The sequence below is a fragment of the Cohnella nanjingensis genome, from assembly GCF_014212125.1.
In the GTDB taxonomy this organism is placed as follows: domain Bacteria; phylum Bacillota; class Bacilli; order Paenibacillales; family Paenibacillaceae; genus Cohnella; species Cohnella nanjingensis.
In genome coordinates this window covers 66936-83979 of the sequence record NZ_JACJVP010000006.1, presented here as the reverse complement: position 1 = coordinate 83979, position 17044 = coordinate 66936, and the positions used below count along the sequence as shown (strand labels likewise).

General features: G+C 58.2%; 13 protein-coding genes and 1 pseudogene. 8 read left to right on the top strand and 6 right to left on the bottom strand.

Features of this window, described 5'->3' with window-relative positions; genetic code table 11:
- Positions 1–20 precede the first annotated feature (20 nt).
- From H7C19_RS04950 to H7C19_RS04935, 4 genes are all read right to left on the bottom strand, one after another.
- A complete protein-coding gene (locus tag H7C19_RS04950; protein ID WP_185141474.1) occupies positions 21–917 on the bottom strand; it encodes an ABC transporter permease in 897 nt (298 codons plus the stop codon).
- A gap of 138 nt (positions 918–1055) precedes the next feature.
- Positions 1056–2738 carry an extracellular solute-binding protein gene (locus H7C19_RS04945; protein WP_185141473.1) on the bottom strand — a complete coding sequence of 561 codons (1683 nt, stop codon included), beginning with the start codon at positions 2736–2738 and terminating at the stop codon, positions 1056–1058.
- 104 nt (positions 2739–2842) lie between these two features.
- Positions 2843–5272, bottom strand: coding sequence for a DUF4832 domain-containing protein (locus H7C19_RS04940; protein ID WP_185141472.1), 2430 nt, complete (start codon positions 5270–5272; stop codon positions 2843–2845).
- Between the two features lie 205 nt (positions 5273–5477).
- Positions 5478–6809 carry an ABC transporter substrate-binding protein gene (locus H7C19_RS04935; protein WP_185141471.1) on the bottom strand — a complete coding sequence of 444 codons (1332 nt, stop codon included), beginning with the start codon at positions 6807–6809 and terminating at the stop codon, positions 5478–5480.
- Positions 6810–6878: 69 nt separating this feature from the next.
- Between H7C19_RS04935 and H7C19_RS04930 the strand changes: the two genes are divergently transcribed.
- The 4 genes and pseudogenes from H7C19_RS04930 to H7C19_RS04915 form a co-directional block, all read left to right on the top strand.
- On the top strand, positions 6879–8681 hold the full coding sequence (locus H7C19_RS04930) for a cache domain-containing sensor histidine kinase (protein ID WP_185141470.1): 1803 nt from the start codon (positions 6879–6881) through the stop codon (positions 8679–8681).
- A gap of 89 nt (positions 8682–8770) precedes the next feature.
- On the top strand, positions 8771–10411 hold the full coding sequence (locus H7C19_RS04925) for a response regulator transcription factor (RefSeq protein WP_185141469.1): 1641 nt from the start codon (positions 8771–8773) through the stop codon (positions 10409–10411).
- A gap of 12 nt (positions 10412–10423) precedes the next feature.
- Positions 10424–10834: a phosphotransferase-like protein gene (locus H7C19_RS04920; protein ID WP_313731379.1), complete on the top strand. Its 411-nt coding sequence runs from the start codon at positions 10424–10426 to the stop codon at positions 10832–10834.
- 114 nt (positions 10835–10948) lie between these two features.
- Positions 10949–11209: pseudogene (locus H7C19_RS04915) on the top strand (reverse transcriptase domain-containing protein); the annotation flags it as partial.
- Positions 11210–11250: 41 nt separating this feature from the next.
- Here H7C19_RS04915 and H7C19_RS04910 read toward each other — a convergent pair.
- Together H7C19_RS04910 and H7C19_RS04905 are read right to left on the bottom strand one after the other, a co-directional pair.
- Positions 11251–11580: a transposase gene (locus H7C19_RS04910; protein ID WP_185141468.1), complete on the bottom strand. Its 330-nt coding sequence runs from the start codon at positions 11578–11580 to the stop codon at positions 11251–11253.
- A 68-nt stretch (positions 11581–11648) separates the two neighbouring features.
- Positions 11649–12488: a helix-turn-helix transcriptional regulator gene (locus H7C19_RS04905; RefSeq protein WP_185141467.1), complete on the bottom strand. Its 840-nt coding sequence runs from the start codon at positions 12486–12488 to the stop codon at positions 11649–11651.
- Between the two features lie 195 nt (positions 12489–12683).
- Between H7C19_RS04905 and H7C19_RS04900 the strand changes: the two genes are divergently transcribed.
- The 4 genes from H7C19_RS04900 (at position 12684) to H7C19_RS04890 (ending at position 16989) form a co-directional block, all read left to right on the top strand.
- Positions 12684–13661: a zinc-dependent alcohol dehydrogenase gene (locus H7C19_RS04900; RefSeq protein ID WP_185141466.1), complete on the top strand. Its 978-nt coding sequence runs from the start codon at positions 12684–12686 to the stop codon at positions 13659–13661.
- Positions 13658–14644: an alcohol dehydrogenase catalytic domain-containing protein gene (locus tag H7C19_RS04895; RefSeq protein WP_185141465.1), complete on the top strand. Its 987-nt coding sequence runs from the start codon at positions 13658–13660 to the stop codon at positions 14642–14644. Before H7C19_RS04900 ends, H7C19_RS04895 begins: the two co-directional genes overlap by 4 nt.
- Before the next feature lie 301 nt (positions 14645–14945).
- Positions 14946–15695: a hypothetical protein gene (locus H7C19_RS34155; RefSeq protein WP_221469039.1), complete on the top strand. Its 750-nt coding sequence runs from the start codon at positions 14946–14948 to the stop codon at positions 15693–15695.
- Positions 15696–15732: 37 nt separating this feature from the next.
- Positions 15733–16989 carry a hypothetical protein gene (locus H7C19_RS04890; RefSeq protein WP_221469038.1) on the top strand — a complete coding sequence of 419 codons (1257 nt, stop codon included), beginning with the start codon at positions 15733–15735 and terminating at the stop codon, positions 16987–16989.
- Positions 16990–17044 lie beyond the last annotated feature (55 nt).

Sequence of the window (17044 nt, the reverse complement as noted above, 5' to 3'; positions counted from 1 at the left end):
CCCCGATCGTCTTAAGAAGGTTAGAAAATGCGATAATTCGCGTAGCGGCTGGCGAGCCTGTAGGACAGTACGATCAGGACGAAGCCGATGACCGACTTGATGAGGCCGATCGCGGTCGACAGGCCGTACTGCGCCTGGATCAGGCCCATCCGGTAAATATAGGTGTCGATAATATCCGTAGAGCTGATGACCATCGGGTTGTACAGATTAAAAATCTGGTCGAAGCCGGCGTTCAGCACGTTGCCGAGGCTGAGCGTCGACATCAGCACGATGACGGGTAAAATGCCGGGAATGGTAATGTACAGCGTCCGCTGCCAGCGGGTGGCGCCGTCGATCGCCGCGGCCTCGTACAGCGCGGGATTGATGCCGGTCAGCGCGGCCAGGTAGACGATGGTGGAGAATCCGAACTCCTTCCAAACATCGGATACGATGATCATGACGCGAAACCAGGTCTCGTCGCCGAAGAAGAAGATCGGCGGAATGCCCACAGCCCCCAGCGCCTGGTTGAATGCGCCGCCGTTGATGGACAGAACATCCACCAGAATGCCCCCCAGAATGACCCAGGACAAAAAGTGGGGCAGGTAGACGAGACTTTGCACTGTCCGCTTGAACCACATAAGACGCGCCTCGTTCAGAAACAGCGCGAACACGACCGGTACGACGAGCCCCGCGACGATTTTCATCAGCGAGATTTCGACCGTGTTGCGAATCGTTACCATCGTATCGGGAAGCTCGAACAGGAAGCGGATATGCTCCAGACCGACCCATTCCGAATGGATGAAGCCTTTCGACGGATTAAAATTTTGAAAGGCAATCACGATGCCGAACATGGGCAGGTACGCGAACAGCAGAAGCAAGAGTACGCCGGGAGCGAGCAGCAGGTGGAAAAAAGCGACATCCCTTTTGGTAATTTTCATGGCTGTCCCTCCGCAATTGCTTGATGGTAGAAGGGAGGGGAGCAAGCCGTCCATGCGAACGGCTCTCCTGCCCACCCGATTGATGCCGGCTTCAAGTTCAAGCCGGGCTGCGCCTAGCCTTGAGCCGGGGCAGAGGGGTTATTGTTCTGCCGCCCAGGCGTTGACTTCCTTCGTAATGTCGTCGCCGCCGAGTGACTTCCAGTCGCTTACGAATTTGTCGAACGCGGCGAGATCTGCTTTGCCCATAATGATTTTGGTGAACGTCTCAACCTCGAGCTTGTTCAGGTTGGCCTGGCGTTTGACCATCGTCTCGGTAGGCGCGCCGAGGAACGACTCATGGACGAAGCTCTCGCCGTATTGGGCCAGCACGCCCTCGGATTCGAGCAAATATTTGTAGTACGCCCATCCGTTCGACTCCTTGTTTTTGTAGGCATTCCATTTCCAAATGCCGTCGGGATGCGTAACGAGCGAGCCGTCGTCCTTGGCTACGGCTTCCTTGAACTGCTTGCCGATGACCATATTTTTGCCGGGATCGTCGAAAAAGTAAGGCTTGGCATACTGGTGGACCTCCTTGCCCGCGTATTTTTCGCTGCCCTGAATTTCCTTGTAGAACAAGTCATTGTACTGTCCGCCCTCGATCCACATCTCCGCCCACAGGTTCATCGACTTGATGAGCGCCTCCGGATGCTTCATGCTTTTGCTTGCGACCATCCAGCTGAACACGTTGTTCGGACGCTTCGGCACCAGGCTTCCGTCCGCCGCCGCCGGAATCGGATAGGCGTTCCAGTCGGAGTCCGGCGTGTGCGTCATGGTCGTCTGCAGCGGATAGAGCGGCTGCCAGAATGCGCCGAAGTAGATGCCGCCCTTGCCCGCGCCGATGTCGTCCGCTGTTTTGCCCCAATCCTTGGCGCCGAACTCCTGATCAATCGCTTTGGACGCATACAGCTCGCGAAGCTTGGCAAGCGCGTCCTTCATCTGCGGCTGAACGCTGCCGTAGACGAGCCGGCCGTCGGCATCCTTGACCCAGGTCGCACGGTATGCTTTGTAGGCAGAAGCGACGCCGTCGAACGCCATCCCAAGCGCGTTGTCGAGCCCGATGCCGTAGGTATCCGCCTTGCCGTTGCCGTCGGGATCGCGCTCTGCGAAGGCGGTGGCCACCTCGTACAGCTCGTCGATCGTCTTCGGCGGCTGCAGGCCCAGCTTATCTAGCCAGTCTTTGCGGATATACATAATCGCGACATTTTCGTAATAGTCGTTTGGCACCGGCATGCCGTATATTTTACCGTCCTTCTTGGCTGGAGCGAAGCCGGCGCCGCCGCCGTATTCCAGCGCCTTGCGCAGAAGCGGGGAGGCGTACGTTTCATAAGCTTCGGTCAGATCCGCCAGTTGGTCCTGATTGATCATGCGGCTGAGCTGGTTCAGGTCAACCTTGGATATGTCGGGAAGGTTGTTGGTGTTGATGGCCAGATTCAGTTTCTCCACCGATTGCGAGGCGTCGGACACCCATTTGTTTTTGAACTGGATGCCGAGAATTTCCTTATATTTCTGCGTCATTATGTTGTCATCGATGTTTTCGCCTTCGGCGAACAGGACGTTCGTGCCCGTTGTGCCGACAACTGATACTTCGATGGGCGGATCGTATTTGCCGAGCGGATTCGTGTCGGCCGCGGGCGCGGAGGATTGTACCGGCGCGCCGCTCCCTGAGGGGGACGCGGAGCTGCTGGCGCCGTTCTCGCCGTTGTTGGCGGAGCAGGCGCTGGACAGGATGAGTGCGCTGGCGGCCAAGAGACCGGCCATGCTGCGCGTACGATTAATTATCATTTATATATTCGCCTCCAAGTGGATAGGTGGGTGAGTTGACGGTGTCGTGCGGCTGAATGCTTGCAGACAAGGCTGACGTGGATCGCGCCGCAGGCTTGCCGCCATCACAACTTCATGACGCTGATGTCGTCGACGGCCATCTCGCCGCCTTTGAGACCCCAGACAAGCTGGTAATCCTTAGCGCCGTCCGTGCGGACGATCAGGCTGCGGGACTCGCTCTCCTGGCCGGCAACGCCGAAGGCGGATGCGGAGCCCGATTTTTTGGAATGTGCCGCAAAGCGGAAGGAACCTCCGCCGCCCGGCGTCGCAAGCGGCCTCCAACTGAAGGTAACCAAGTAGGTAGAATTATTCTTGAGCCGGAGGGCGTTGTCGCGGCTGTACAGGAAGCTGCGTTCATCCGATATCGAGGAGATCGCCCAGCTCCCATGCAGCCCTGCGGAGCCGCTCAGGCTTCCCGCAGTCTGGCCCGTGCCGAGTTGGTAGCGGGAGGCGGCGAGTCCGCCGGTCTCGAACGAATCGTAGGCCGCGTCCGGCTGCTTTGTGATGGCGATGTCATCAACGGCGAGCGCCCCGCCCGAGCGGAGTCCCCAGATGAGATAATAGTCCTGGAGACCGCCGTCGGTCGTAAAGGTGACCGTCTTGGTCCGTGTCTGCCCGGAGTCGTCGCGCCAGGTCGTAAAACCTTTGTCATGCGCGAAGCCGCCGCTGCCCGTGCGGGCAAGGAAATAATAGAAGCCGCCCGGCCCCGGCGCCGCCGTCGCCTTGTACCGGAAGGAGACCGTGTAGGTCGTGTCGGGCTCCAGCGCGATTTTGGAAGTGTCGCTGTACAGAAATTCGGTCCAGTCCTGTGTCGCCGGCGCGCTGCCATAGGCGGAATAGCTGCCGCTTGCCACCTGCTCCGGCTGGTTCGTTACAACGCCGAGGCCCTGAAAGCCGCCTGTGAAAAGCGAAGAGCCAAACGAGCCGCTTTCGAAGGATTCGCGGACGGATAGGTCCTGCGGGGCGGTTACCGCGCCGCTTGCCACCTTCAGCTTGCCAAGCGTATACCTGTTCTCGTCGTCGCGTCCCACAATACCGAGCTTGATGGCGGGATTGCCTTGTTCGTCTGCAAGCGCGATCCGGATGTCGTATTCTCCAGGTGCAATCGACGCCGGCAGTTCGAAGCTGGAGAAGGTTTCGTACACCTCGCCCGCAACGAAGCCTGTTATATCGAAGCTCTCGTCCTTCGCGCTCCATACCGTATTGCCGCCGCTATCCGTAAGGTACAGCTTGAGCGGGTAATTGGCGTAGCTGCGGCCGACGCCGAGATTGGACCAGAGCTGCCTGAGCTCGAACGTACTGCCAGCCTGGACGGCGGAAGGGAATTCCGCGCGGTTAAGTACGAGCCGGTAGCCCATTCTTTTGTTGCCCTCGTCGATCAGATCGGGGCGCTCCGCGTAGAAGGCGGCTGCGCCAAAATCGCCGTCATGCCCCATAATCGTGATGTAGTTGGGATGAAGCTGCAGCGCTTCCTCAAGCGCCGCCTCCGGGGAATAGCCGGAGCCGTTGCCCACGTAGTAGCCGTATCCGCCGAAAAATTCCGCGATTATAGGCAAGCTACGGTTGCTGCGGAAAAACGATTCTAGCAGCTGCCTGTCGTATTCTCGCAGCGCACCGGCGGCGCCGTCCCTGCGGAACGTCAGATTCGGCTTCGTCAGCGCGTAGTCGAACGCGGACCAGCTCATATAGTCCTCGTAGGAGGCGGGATTGCTTACCGACGGTTCCATCTCGCTGCGCCATTCGTAGGAGTTGGAGAGGGCGAGTATTTTATCGCCGTTCCATGCGTCATACCACTTGTCGATAATTGTCCGCAGTGTCGCAGTCCGCTCAGAATAGCTGTCGAAGTCGTGGCCGCTATGCCATTCTCCCCATGTGCCGTAGCCCCGCAGGTCGACGATGTCCAGCCGTGGATCGTTCCGGTACCGGTCTGCGAATGCTTCCAGGAAGGTTTCCAGCTTTTCCATAAAGACAGGATGCGTGTAGTCCGGCAGCTTAAAGGTGTACCCCTGGTCGAATCGCTCCTGGTAAGGCACGCCGTATTGCTGGAACAGCCATTCCGGCACGCTTTTTGCGTAGCCGTAGCCCGAGATCATCATCGCATCCGTGGAAATTCGGAAATGGATCCGTTTGCCCAAGTTCGACCAATAGTCGATCGCTTCGTCGAGCAGCGACCATTCGAACTGTCCCTCCGTCGGCTCCAGCTCTCCCCAGTGGGTCAGAACCGCGACGTTATCGACCTCGGGATAGGCCCCCGTGCGCCCTGCGTCCAGATGGCCGGGGATCGCGTTGTCGATCAGCACCCAGCCCATGCCGGGGTTATGCAGTACCTCGTTCGTCAGATCCGGCGTCACCCGCACGAGCTTCGCCTGAGCGGCGGCCGCTCCGGCTTCGGCCGTGCCCGGCGAGACGGCGGTGCCGCCTTGTGCGACAAGCGCCGCGCCGAGCAGCCATGCGGCGGTTTTCCGGCCCGCAGCCTTGCGTAAGGTATAGCCCAACTTGAACCCTCCTCTCTTTAATGCCAAAAAAGATGGCTGTAAGCACTTTCATGCTCACAGCCATCATTATAGGAGGTCGGCGGTCTACTATTTTAAGGCGTTTCGGTCTACTTGCTTAAGATGGGCTTGCGGCTTAGGCGCTGAAGCTGACGGGATCGGAGCCCGCTATTTCAGGCTTCGCAGGCCGAGAAGACTGGAAATGCAGCTAGTCTCGCAGCGCCTCCAATCGCTCGTCCATCGCCGCTAGGATGTCGTCGACCGTCCCGTGGCCGGCGATCCAGTCCTGGAAGCCGCGACACAGGGCGTCCGCCACGCCGACCGGCCAGGCCTGGTTGCTGAAGTAGACGGAGTCATGCGTTTTTGACAGCGCCGTGTAGTCCTGGAATTCGGGGATGCCGAGATCCTCGCCCTTGTACATCGGGAATACGTCGTAGTTCTGCTTGTACAGCCCGTACAGCGGAGAATCCGGATCGAACTGATAAGCCAGAATGTCGAGCACTTCGGACAGATGCCGCGTATTGGCGTTGATGACCGTTCCGCCGGCCGGGCCGATGGACAGGAGCAGCGGCTGGCCGGGCTCGTTGCCCGGCAGGGGCATAAAGCCGCGTTGAAAATCGTTCGCGCCGCCGTTCGATTTCAGGCCACCCGCGCTACCAGCGCCCCGGCTTGCGGGATTCGCCGTCAACCGGGCGTAATCCCAGTTGCCGTTGAACATCATTGCAGCTTTTCCGTCGTTGAACAGCGCTGCCGCCTTCTCCGCGCCGATGTCGAGGGAGCCGGGTGCGATATAGCCTCTGTCGTACAGCGATTTGTACATCAACAACACCTCGCGCCAGGGGGAATTCGCGAAAGCGCGCTCGCCCGCCAAGAGCTTCTTGTCGAAGTCGGGGTCCGCGGCGTAGACGATGGACGCGGCGAGTTGGTACAGGCCGAACTGGATGAACCAGCGGTCCTCGTCAGGCATGACGATCGGCGTGACGCCCGCCTGCTTCAGCTTCTCGCACGCGGCAAGGAAGGAGGGCCAGTCCGACGGGAAAGCGTCGATATCGTGCTGCTCGAACAGTTCCTTATTGTACCAGGTTGCCATAATGCTGAGACCCTTCGGCATCCCGTACACCTTGCCGTTGATCGTATAGCCCTCCAGCGCGTCGGGCGTAAACCTGTTTAGAATGTCCATGCCCGTCAAATCCTGCAAATACCCCGCCGCCACAAGCTCCTCCAGCTGGCGCATTGGCCACCATTCGAAAAAATCCGGCCCTTCGCCGGATGACAACTGGACGAGCAGCGTTTTCGTATATGGGTCCTCGGGAAGCATCTCGGACTTCAGCGCAATGTCGGGAAAATGCTCCGCGACAGCATCGGGGAATTGCCGCGTGACGTACGGATTATTATCCCCGTCATCCGCCGCCACGCCCATGTGCATATAACGCACGGTTACCTGGCCGCCGCTATCGGGTTCCGCCGTTTTCTCGCTGTCGCAGCCTGTCGTCAGGAGCAGCAGCAACGCGAGGAGCGGAAGGGAACGATATATCGACAACAATCGCATCCACCCTCTCAAAATATGCTACAATTATACGAAAAAACGCTTTCACGGAGAAGCCTTTATATGAAATTCGCCTGGGGTCTTAAAAACAGACTGCTGGTCGCACTGCTGCTTATCTCGCTGATTCCGATCGTCGTCGTCGTTGTCGTCACCTCCCGAAACTACGCTTCGCTGGTCGAGCGACAGGTCCAGGAGGTGTCGGCCAACGTGCTGGAGCGATCCATGATCCGCATGTCCAACCAGTTGGAGGAGATCGGCCGCGTGTCCGAATATATCGCCTACCAGCAGATGGCGGGAGCGGATGCGTCCTTGTCGTTTCTCAAGCGTTATGTCCCGTCCGGCTCGGAGAGCGATTACGACAGGCTGCGCAACGAACGAGACTTCCGCTCGGCTACGGAGAGTCTGCTGCTCAGCCACGATTATATCGAGGGACTGTATCTCTTCGCGGAGGACGGCACCGTGTTTTCCAGCACCAAAGGCTCGGAGCTTCAGCTCGGCTATGCGCCGTTCGAATCGGAATGGTACAAGCGCACGCTGGAGCGTCAGGGCGGCATGTATGTCGACGAATTGGCACATCACGATTTTTTGCTGCCGGACAGAATGTCAATCACCTTCTCGCGGGCGCTCTACGATCCGAAGACCAAGCAGCGGATCGGCGTGCTCCTTATGAACTGCGGCGCGAACCTGTTCGACGAGCTGAAAAACGGAGTGCTGGCCGATCAGCGAATTACCGTGCTGAGCAGGACCGGCGGCAAGCTTTATGGCAGCGGGATTAAGGATGCCGAACCGTTTGTTCCCGAAGAGGCGAGCGGCAGCCGCGTCGACAAGCGAGGCGACGAACTGTATGTGTACGATACCTTTTCCACATATGACTGGCGCATGGTCATCTCCGTATCGCTAGCGTCCGTGACCAAGCAGGTCCGATCGACGCAGACCTTCGCGATCGGTTTCGGCGCCTGCTGGGCCGTCGTCGCCGTCGCGCTGTCGCTCTGGATCGCCAACGCGTTCTCCAAGCCGGTCAGCCGGATCGCCGTGCTGATGAAAAACTACGACAAAGGCTTGCATCCGCAGGCCAGCCTGCAGCGCTACAAGTCCCGCACGGACGAAATCGGTATTTTGTACGGACAATATGCCAACATGCTGACCCAGATCGACACGCTTATCCGCGAGCGCTATCATAGCCAGTTTATCGCCATGTCCGCCAAGATGAAGGCGCTTGAAGCGCAGATCAACTCTCATTTTCTATTTAACACGCTAGCTACGATCAACAGCATTGCGGTGCTGGAGGATGTCGACAGCATCGCTGAAATGTCCAAGGCGCTCGGCGACATGTTTCGTTACAGTATCAAGCTGAACCGCGACGAGGTGACGCTGCGCGAGGAACTTGAGCATGTCCGCAATTACATACGCATCCAGTCTTACCGCTACGGGGACAAAGTTGGCTGGGAGTTAGGTATTCCTCCCGGGCTGGAGAACGCGACGATGCTCAAGCTGCTTCTGCAGCCTCTCGTGGAGAATGCGGTATTCCATGGCCTCGAAGCCAAAAAAGGCAAGGGCTCCGTCCGGATCTCGGCCGGCGAGGATGAACGCGGCGTATGGATCGAGGTAGCCGACGACGGCCTCGGAATAGACGGAGCCAAGCTCGCCCGGCTGCGGGAGATGCTGGACAGCCCGCCTGCTTTTGAACAGCTTGGAGCGGAGGGGGGCGACAGTCGGTCCATCGGCATATACAACGTCCATGCCCGTATTACGCTGTTTTACGGCAAGCCGTACGGGATTGAGGCGTTCAGCGCGGGAAAGGGCGAAGGAGCGACGATCCGGATTCGCCTTCCGGCCGCCTCCGCGAAGGGGACAGGACAAGCATAGGCCGATACGGCCAGATCTTTAGAAAAAGAGCCGACGGCGGGCTCTGATAATAGACGGGCGTCCGCTTTTGGAAAGGGTGGAAGGGACATATGTACAGATACATCGTGATCGACGACGAGACGCTTATTCGCAAAGCTATCGTCAAAAAAATCGCCTCTCTCGATCTGCCCCTCGCTTGGGTGGGCGAGGCTTGCGACGGCGAGGAAGGTCTTGCGCTCGCGCTGCGGGAAAATCCCGATATCGTGCTGACCGATATGCGGATGCCCACGATGGACGGCGTCTCCCTCCTCCGGGTGTTGGCGGAGCGGCAACCCGAGACGGGGCTGATCGTCATCAGCGGCTTTTCGGATTTCGAATATACGCGAGAGGCGATCGCGACGAACGTCATCGACTATATGCTGAAGCCTTTTGACAACAACGAGCTGCGCGCCTCACTGGAAAAAGCGATCGCCTTCTGCCTGGAGAAGGAAAACAGGCGGCGGGCCGTCCGGGAGCGGGAGCTGGCGTTGGAAAGCGAGCGGCTATCCGCCTGGCTGTGCAGATCGGGAGCGGACGAGCGGGCGCCGCTGCGAGCGGAGCAGTACCGCTCCGGACCGATAAGGGAACTGCTCGCGTCCGATTCGTTCGCCGTCGGCTTGCTCTCCGTGACGGTGCGCGATTCAGAGTGCGCGAACCAGGACGTCGAAGGCAGCGCCCGCGGTATATCTGCGAGACTCGCGGAGTCGTCCGTCGCCGATGGGCACGGAATGCATGGGGCCGCCGCAGGAGGTTCCGAATGTTCGGAAGGAGAGGGCGTATTGCGGCTTTCCCATCCCGACCGGCCGGATGTGACGCTGCTTGTCGTCGGAAGCCGTCCGGCTGCGGCACGCTTTGCTTGGGGCAAGCTGCGGCAAGCGGTCGAGGAAGCCCGGCGCTGTGGCGGCTCGGCTGTCGGAGCGGTGAGCGGAACGCACGGCAGGCCAGAGGAGCTTCGCCTCGCATATCGGGAGGCAGCGGCTTTGCTGGAGCAGCGGCCTTTTGTCCCGTGGGCAGGCGTGCTGCAGGCACACGACGCGGCGATGCAGAAGACGGATTGGAAGTGGCCGCGACGCGACGATCTGTTGTTTGAGATCGAGGAGGGTCACGTTGAGCGAGCTGTAAATTTGACAGGGGATCTGTTCGGCTACATACGTGCTATAAGCGGAGTGACACTGGCCCAGGCCAAGCATTATTGCGCTCTTCTTGCGCGTGACATCGCAGAGAAAAGACATCGGGACAGCGAGGCGGCGGATGAGTCGGATAAGGATATTCTAGGCTGGAACGAAACGATTCGCGAAGCCCCAGACCCCGCCGAGCTGGTGCGCCGGTTCACGGGGTTGGCGCGGTCGGCGGCCGAAAACGCCATTGCCGTAACGTCGACCGCCGCAGGGCAGATGGGGCAGATCAGGCATTATATCGACCAGCGTTACGCCCAGCCAATCCGGCTGGAGGAGGTGGCGGAGAGATTTTACCTGCATCCCGTCTATCTAAGCATGGTATTTAAGGAGAATACGGGAGAGACGTTCCAGGACTACCTGAAGCGGTTGCGAATGGAACGGGCGAAGGAACTGCTTGTCTCCAACAAATACCGGATCGATCGGATTGCGACCATGATCGGTTACGAAAATGCCAAGTATTTCTACAAAGTGTTCAAAAAAGAAACCGGCCTGACTCCCGCAGAATACCGGAAGCGGCAGGAGGAGGGCGAATAAAAAGGGTTCACTGTGCAAGTTTCGCCCCAAATACTTCTTGATTCAATGATTACTTTATTTTATTCAACAATTAAATTTATGTCGGCAAAGGGGATGAATATAGTTGTAGATACAGTAAATGATAATGACGAGCGGTTAAATGCATGTCTAGGTTTATTAAGCGATCATCCTGTACTATTTGTAGGAGTAACTTGCTCGAAAGAAGAACTTATTCGAAGAGAAAAACTAAGGGGAGATAGAGAGATTGGATTAGCAATCTCACAGTATGATAAAGTTTATTGCCTTGGTGAGTATGACATTGAACTAAATACTGAAACCTTGAGACCAAACGAATGCGCAAATTTGATATTAAATTTTATTAGATCAAATCGTGAATACTCTGCTTTTAAAAAGTTAAATAAAAGAAGTGTTGGTGTTTCATAGAAGCCGTATCCTTCAGATAACACCACGTTCACGCTTCGGGGCATTTGACAGAGTTCATTACGCTCCCTCGAAATCATTCAGTATCCTCACTCAAGCTCATGAATTCGAAGGATTAAGCGAGTTCTGAAGCTAATCCGAGCCTACCTCAACGCTAGAGTCATGGTCGATGGAACGAGGCAAGAAACGCTAGAGGGAACGCCGTAAGGCGGTCCTCTTAGCCCACTCTTGGCGAACATTCTGCTGGACGAATTGGACAAGGAATTAACGGCAAGAGGGCTGAAATTTGTGCGCTTTGCGGACGACTGTAACATCTTCGTCCGCAGCAAACGCGCAGGCGAGCGCGTAATGGAATCGGTAGTTCGAAGACCAGACGGGGCGTAGTCGGCCTGAACGCTGATCGGGTGTTCGGGGCAATCCTATTCCAACAGATCGATACGCTCGTCGGGAGTAAGGCTATCCGCCAGATTTTTTTTGAGCCACGACAATTGACTGGTCAGCTTTCCAATCTCGGCGTAGAGTTCATTGATCGTATGTTCGTATTCGTTTTTCATTTTCGTGATGCCCTTTCGATCGTCGACGAATAGTTGCGAGAGGTTCTGAACTGCTTCCGTTTTCCACCGGTTGAGGACATTCTTATGGATGCCATGCTCTGCAGCGAGCTGTGTATCCGACTTTTCCTCCTTCAGAATTTCCAGTACAATTCGTGCTTTTTCTTCCGGCGTAAACTTCCTTCTAGTGGCCGCCATACAACTCACTTACTCCTTTTTTTCTGTCCACGAGGACGACGAAGTCGGTTTCTACTTGTTCGGCGCCGTTACTTCTTTTTCAGTTGCTTCCGCCACTCGCCTGGGCTTTGTCCGTAAACCCGCTTGAACAGCCTGCCGAAATAGTGGATGCTGTTGAAGCCCGTTTTTTCCGCGATCGCGCCAATCGGCAGGTCGCTTCCGGACAAGTAGCTGACGGCGGCTTTCAGGCGCAGATCCCGCAAATATTCGAACGGGGTCATTTTTTTGTGCTTTTTGAACGAACGGACCAGATAGGAAGGGTTCAGGCGGACCCAATCGGCCATCGTCTCGAGCGTAATCGTTTCTCTGTAACGCCAGTCCATGTAATCGATGAGCATGTCGGCCGCTTCGCGGGCGTCCCATTTCCGGGTCAGGCCGCCCGCCGGCTTGCGGGAAGGGACGGTATGGAGCATAAGCGCGATCAGCCGGTATATTTTCCGGACTTCCAGCAGGCAAATCTCTTCGAGATTCGGGTCGCCGGACACGGCTTCCGTCGCATAAAGATGGTGTACGAACTCCAGGGATTGCAGCACGGCGGAGGCCGTCAACGATTTCGCGTACAGGCCCGGGCGCGATTGCCGGAAGTTCCAGTCGTCCATCTCTTCTCCGGTCAGCGGAGATTCGTCCATGTCGGCGAGCTCCAGGAACCGGAACTTGGACTCGGGGACCAGGCTTTCCAGCTCGTGCGGCGTGGAAGGGGAAATGAGGAAGACGGCCGGCGCCTCCGCCTCGCACATCTTGCCTGTCCATCGGAAGCGCACTTTCCCGCCCGTAATATGCAAAATTTCGTAATTGGACAAATGGACGCCTCCGGCCGGAAACTCTTCCGCCGCGGAGATGGCGCCGGTACCGTACAGACGGATTCTCATCCTGGCAGCTCCTTTCGGAAAACGAATGTCAATACCGTTCCATACCTATGGTGAAAAAAGTTGCTATGATACTGAAAAAACAGCATTTGCAAAGAAACAAAGGGTAGATCAGGTGCAAAGACGATGACACATTCCTATTGTACACTCAAAAGGAATTGCGAACACCCATTTTGAGAACGAAGGATGGCGATCCATTTGAAAGCTTTGCAAATTACCGGGGAAGACGCGTTCGGAATCGTCGATATTCCGCAGCCGGCGCCGCGCGACGATCAAGTGACGGTCCGCATCGAAATCGTCTCCACCTGTCCGCGCTGGGACATGAACATGATGGGCGGCAAAGACATGTTCGACGCCTCACGCAAGCCGGATTATCCGCTGCCGCCCGGATGGCCGGGCCATGAAATGGCCGGGACGGTTACGGCGGTCGGAGCCGGCGTCCAAGGGCTGCGGGTGGGCGACCGGGTCGCGGCGCTGGATCATCTGTCCGCCAACGGCGCTTACGCGGAGTATTTGAACTACCGCGAGGACGAGCTGATCAAGCTGCCGGATGCGGTCGGCTGGAAGCAGGCGGTGTCGTTCGAGCTGCTGAAATGCGTGCTGATCGGCTTGCTGCAATTCGGTGACGTGACGGGCAAATCGATGCTCGTGTCCGGGCTTGGCCCGGCGGGCATGCTGGCGCTGCAAGCCGCCCGCCTGCTCGGAGCGTCGCGCGTGACGGCCGTGGACATCAACCGCGACCGGATCGCGCTCGTGAACCGCCTCGGACTCGGCCGCGCGGTTCATACGGAAGAGCTGGGGGAGGAGCGCTTCGATCTGGGCTACGACTGCGTAGGCGCCGCGGCGTCCGTGCAGCAGGTGCTGGAGCGCGTCGACTCGCATCTGGTCATTTTCGGCGTGCTGAAAGGCGAAGTGAAGTACGGGGACCATCTATGGTTCAAAGGGACGAGGCTGGAATCTTACCGTTACCGGAAATTCGGCGAGCAAGACCAGGCGCTGCTGCTCGATCTGGTCGTGAATAAAGGCTTGAACACGGAATGCCTGCAAACGCACCATGTCCCCTTTTACCGTTACCGCGAGACGATTGCGCTGCTTCGCAGCCAGGAGGCGATCAAAGTGTTCGCTTATCCCGCAACGGACTTTGTTCCGTCGGCAGCCGGAGGTGACCGGGGATGAAGGCGGAAGCCGTCGTATTTACGGACGTGAGGCAGGTTCGCTTCATGGAAGTGGAGGTGCCTGCCCCCGGGCCCGAGGACGTATGCGTGGAGCTGGAATATTCGTGGATCAGCAACGGCACCGAATCTTCCTTTCTGTACGGAGACCGGATCTTGGGGGACACGGTCACCAGGCCGGGCGACAAGCTGCCGTTCCCCCAGGTGGCCGGCTACCAGAAGGTCGGCATCGTCCGCAGCGTGGGGGAGCGGGTAACGGACTTGAAGCCGGGCGACCGGGTATTCGCGTCCATCAGCAAAGTGGACGAGATGTTTTTCGAGACGGGAGGTCACTTGAATCCGTCCATCACGCACCGAAGCGAAGTGTGGAAGCTGCCGGAAGGGGCGAACCCGGTCGCCTACAGCGCGCTCGTGCTGACGCAGGTCGGCTACAATTGCGGCATTCGCCCGGCCGTCGCGGAAGGCGACGTCGCAGTCGTCATCGGAGACGGCTTGGTCGGCCAATGGGCGGCGCAGACGCTTGCGCACCGCGGCGCGGACGTGACCGTGCTCGGCCGGCACAACCGGAGGTTAGCCATGCTGCCGCCGCACATCCGCACCTGGAATCTGCGGGAGCGGCCGCTGGCGGAATGGCTCGGGACACGCGGCGACTTCGCCGTCGTCGTCGACTCCGTCGGCTCGCTCGAGACGTTCGGGGAGTTGATGCCCGCGATGAAGCGGAACGGCCATTTCGTGTCGGCCGGATTTTACGGCACGGCGGGTACGATCGATATCCAGTACTTGCGGGCGCAGGAGATTACGCTGCATTGTCCGGCCGGCTGGGAGAAGGCGCGGATGGACGCGACGCTCGCAGGCATCCGCGACGGCTGGCTACAGACGACGCCGCTCATCACGCATCGGCTGCCTGCCCGCGAGGCAGAAAAAGCCTGGCGGATGATCATGGACAAATCGGAATTTTTTCTCGGGATCGTGCTGGACTGGAGATAAGGCGGCAGGTAGAAAATGGGGCGGGGCGGGAGGAGATAAACGCCAGGGGGAACCGCAAGACGGTTCCTTCTTCGCGTCTCCGAGGCAGACTCGCGTCCCGCGTCCGGCATGCGGCCAAGAAGACAACGAAAAGCAATGAAAGGCAACAAGTGCCCGTATTGGCGCCGGCGCGCCATCCCGTATAATGATGGCGCGCCGGCATTCGGGCAGGAGCACGCAGCCGGCCTCAATCCGATCCGAAGAGGTGGATGCGATGTTGAAGATTTCGGCTCACGGGAAACGGGTATCGGGAAGTTCGAGAATGCGGTTTGGCGTATGGCTCGCGGCGTTGTTGCTGTTCGCGGTCCCGGGATGGCCTACGACGACGGTTCGGGCCGCCAACACGACTTATTACGTGGACCCTGCCGGCAGCGATGACAACGACGGGCTCTCTCCCGGCACCGCCTGGAAGTCGCTGGTCAAGGTGAACGGAACGACGTTCGGACCGGGCGACAACATTTTGTTTAAAGCGGGGGGAAGTTGGTCCGGCCAGTTATGGCCCAAAGGCTCGGGCAGCGCGGCCTCTCCGATCGTCATCGACCGCTACGGTACGGGCAGCGCCCCGGTCATCGCAGGGGACAAGTCGGTCGTCAGCAACAAGGCGGCTTTATATTTGAACAATCAGAGCTATTGGCACGTGCAAAATCTGAAACTGACTTTTCCCGCAGCCGACAACAACAACCTGCCGCGAAGCGGCGTATACATCCATGCGAGCGCGGCGGGCACCTATCGCGGCCTTCACCTGAGCAACCTGGAGATCGCGGACGTCAAGTCGATTTCGTGCTGGGAGTGTACGGACGACGCGGGGCAACCCGCGGGGCGGGTTCAACAACGCGGCCATCTACGTGTACACCGAAGAGGACCCCAACAACTTCCGCGGCTCCCCGAACCCGGTCATCGGGGCGAATTTCGACGACTTGCTCATTCAGAACAACTACATCCACGACTCGACCGGCGCCGGCATCCTTTTGATGAACAATTTCGGTCCGATCACCGCGGACCCAGAGCTTAATTTACATTACAGCACCAACGTTCATATTGTCGGAAACATGATCCGCAACATCGGCCGGGACGCCATCATCGTGGGCGGGGCGGACGCGCCCGTGATCGAATACAACTTGGCGCTGGATTTGGGACATATCAACCGGACGGGCGTTGCCGATCAGCGGTTGATCGCGGGCATGTTCCCTTTCGTCAGTCGGAACGCGCTGTTCCAATACAACGAGGTGGGGCGGATCGCCGATCTCGGTCCCGGGCAGGACGGAGAGGCGTGGGACAACGATTGGGGCAACACGGGAACGGTCACTTACCAATACAATTACAGCCACGACAACGCGGGTGGCATTATTTTGCAGCAGGAAAATACCCGCACCTCCTGGCTCGTATTCCGCTACAACATCAGCCAGAACGATGGGGCGGGAACGGATTTGGGCGCAAGGTTCCTGATCGACCATGCGGGCGTTCAGGCCTACAACAACACGATCTATACGACGGGGAAAATCCAGGCTTACTGCCAACTCGGCAATCCGGCCATCCCTTGCGGCAGCGCGCTGAATCAAAACGTTTTTTTCTGGAACAACTTGTTCGTCGGCAGCGAACAAAATTTCGACAGCGTTTACAGCTATGATTACAATGCGTTTTACGGCATTACAGGGCCGTACGACGCCCATAAATCGAATGCCGATCCTCTTCTCTACGCGCCAGGAGCCGGGTCCGACGGATGGTCGTCGGTCCTGACGGCCTATCGGCTCCGTGCCGGCTCTCCCGCGCTCGAGACAGGAACCGTCGTCTCTTATAATGGCGGCAAAGATTTTTGGGGCCAGACGGTCTCCTCGTCATCGCCGCCCAACCGAGGAGCCTTCAATGGAGCGGGCATGACGCAGGCGGTAAGCATGGCTTCCGTCCGGAACGATTCGCAGCTGTCTTACACGGGATCGTCCTGGGGCGTGTCCTCGCTGCGCCATGTCGGGGATTACAAGGACGATGTGCACTATGCTACGCAGAATAACGATTTTTTCACGTTTACGTTTACCGGCGATGGGGTCGATCTCGTATCGGAGACGAACAGCGATCAAGGCGATATCGATCTCTACATCGACGGTGTATTCGACCGGACGGTGTCGACCTATTCCGCGACCCGGGTTCCGCAAGCGCATGTATACGTGAAAAGAGGGCTATCTGCCGGCACCCACACGATCAAAGGGGTCAAGAAGAGCGGAACTTACATGACGGTCGATGCGATCACCGTTCCCGCTTATTGGAACGATACGGACGGCAACTTTCTTTATTCGGGTTCATGGGGATAGCGGCCTGCCGATCGGCTATCACAGCATCCGGGCGGTCAAAGTGAGCGGAACGTAT

Excerpts from the sequence above, each read along its gene's own strand:
- H7C19_RS04945 (WP_185141473.1), bottom strand. The coding sequence starts at position 2,738 with ATGATAATTAATCGTACGCGCAGCATGGCCGGTCTCTTGGCCGCCAGC.
- H7C19_RS04950 (WP_185141474.1), bottom strand. The coding sequence starts at position 917 with ATGAAAATTACCAAAAGGGATGTCGCTTTTTTCCACCTGCTGCTCGCT.
- H7C19_RS04930 (WP_185141470.1), top strand. The coding sequence starts at position 6,879 with ATGAAATTCGCCTGGGGTCTTAAAAACAGACTGCTGGTCGCACTGCTG.
- H7C19_RS04905 (WP_185141467.1), bottom strand. The coding sequence starts at position 12,488 with ATGAGAATCCGTCTGTACGGTACCGGCGCCATCTCCGCGGCGGAAGAG.
- H7C19_RS04925 (WP_185141469.1), top strand. The coding sequence starts at position 8,771 with ATGTACAGATACATCGTGATCGACGACGAGACGCTTATTCGCAAAGCT.
- H7C19_RS04910 (WP_185141468.1), bottom strand. The coding sequence starts at position 11,580 with ATGGCGGCCACTAGAAGGAAGTTTACGCCGGAAGAAAAAGCACGAATT.
- H7C19_RS04890 (WP_221469038.1), top strand. The coding sequence starts at position 15,733 with ATGATCCGCAACATCGGCCGGGACGCCATCATCGTGGGCGGGGCGGAC.
- H7C19_RS04895 (WP_185141465.1), top strand. The coding sequence starts at position 13,658 with ATGAAGGCGGAAGCCGTCGTATTTACGGACGTGAGGCAGGTTCGCTTC.
- H7C19_RS34155 (WP_221469039.1), top strand. The coding sequence starts at position 14,946 with ATGCGGTTTGGCGTATGGCTCGCGGCGTTGTTGCTGTTCGCGGTCCCG.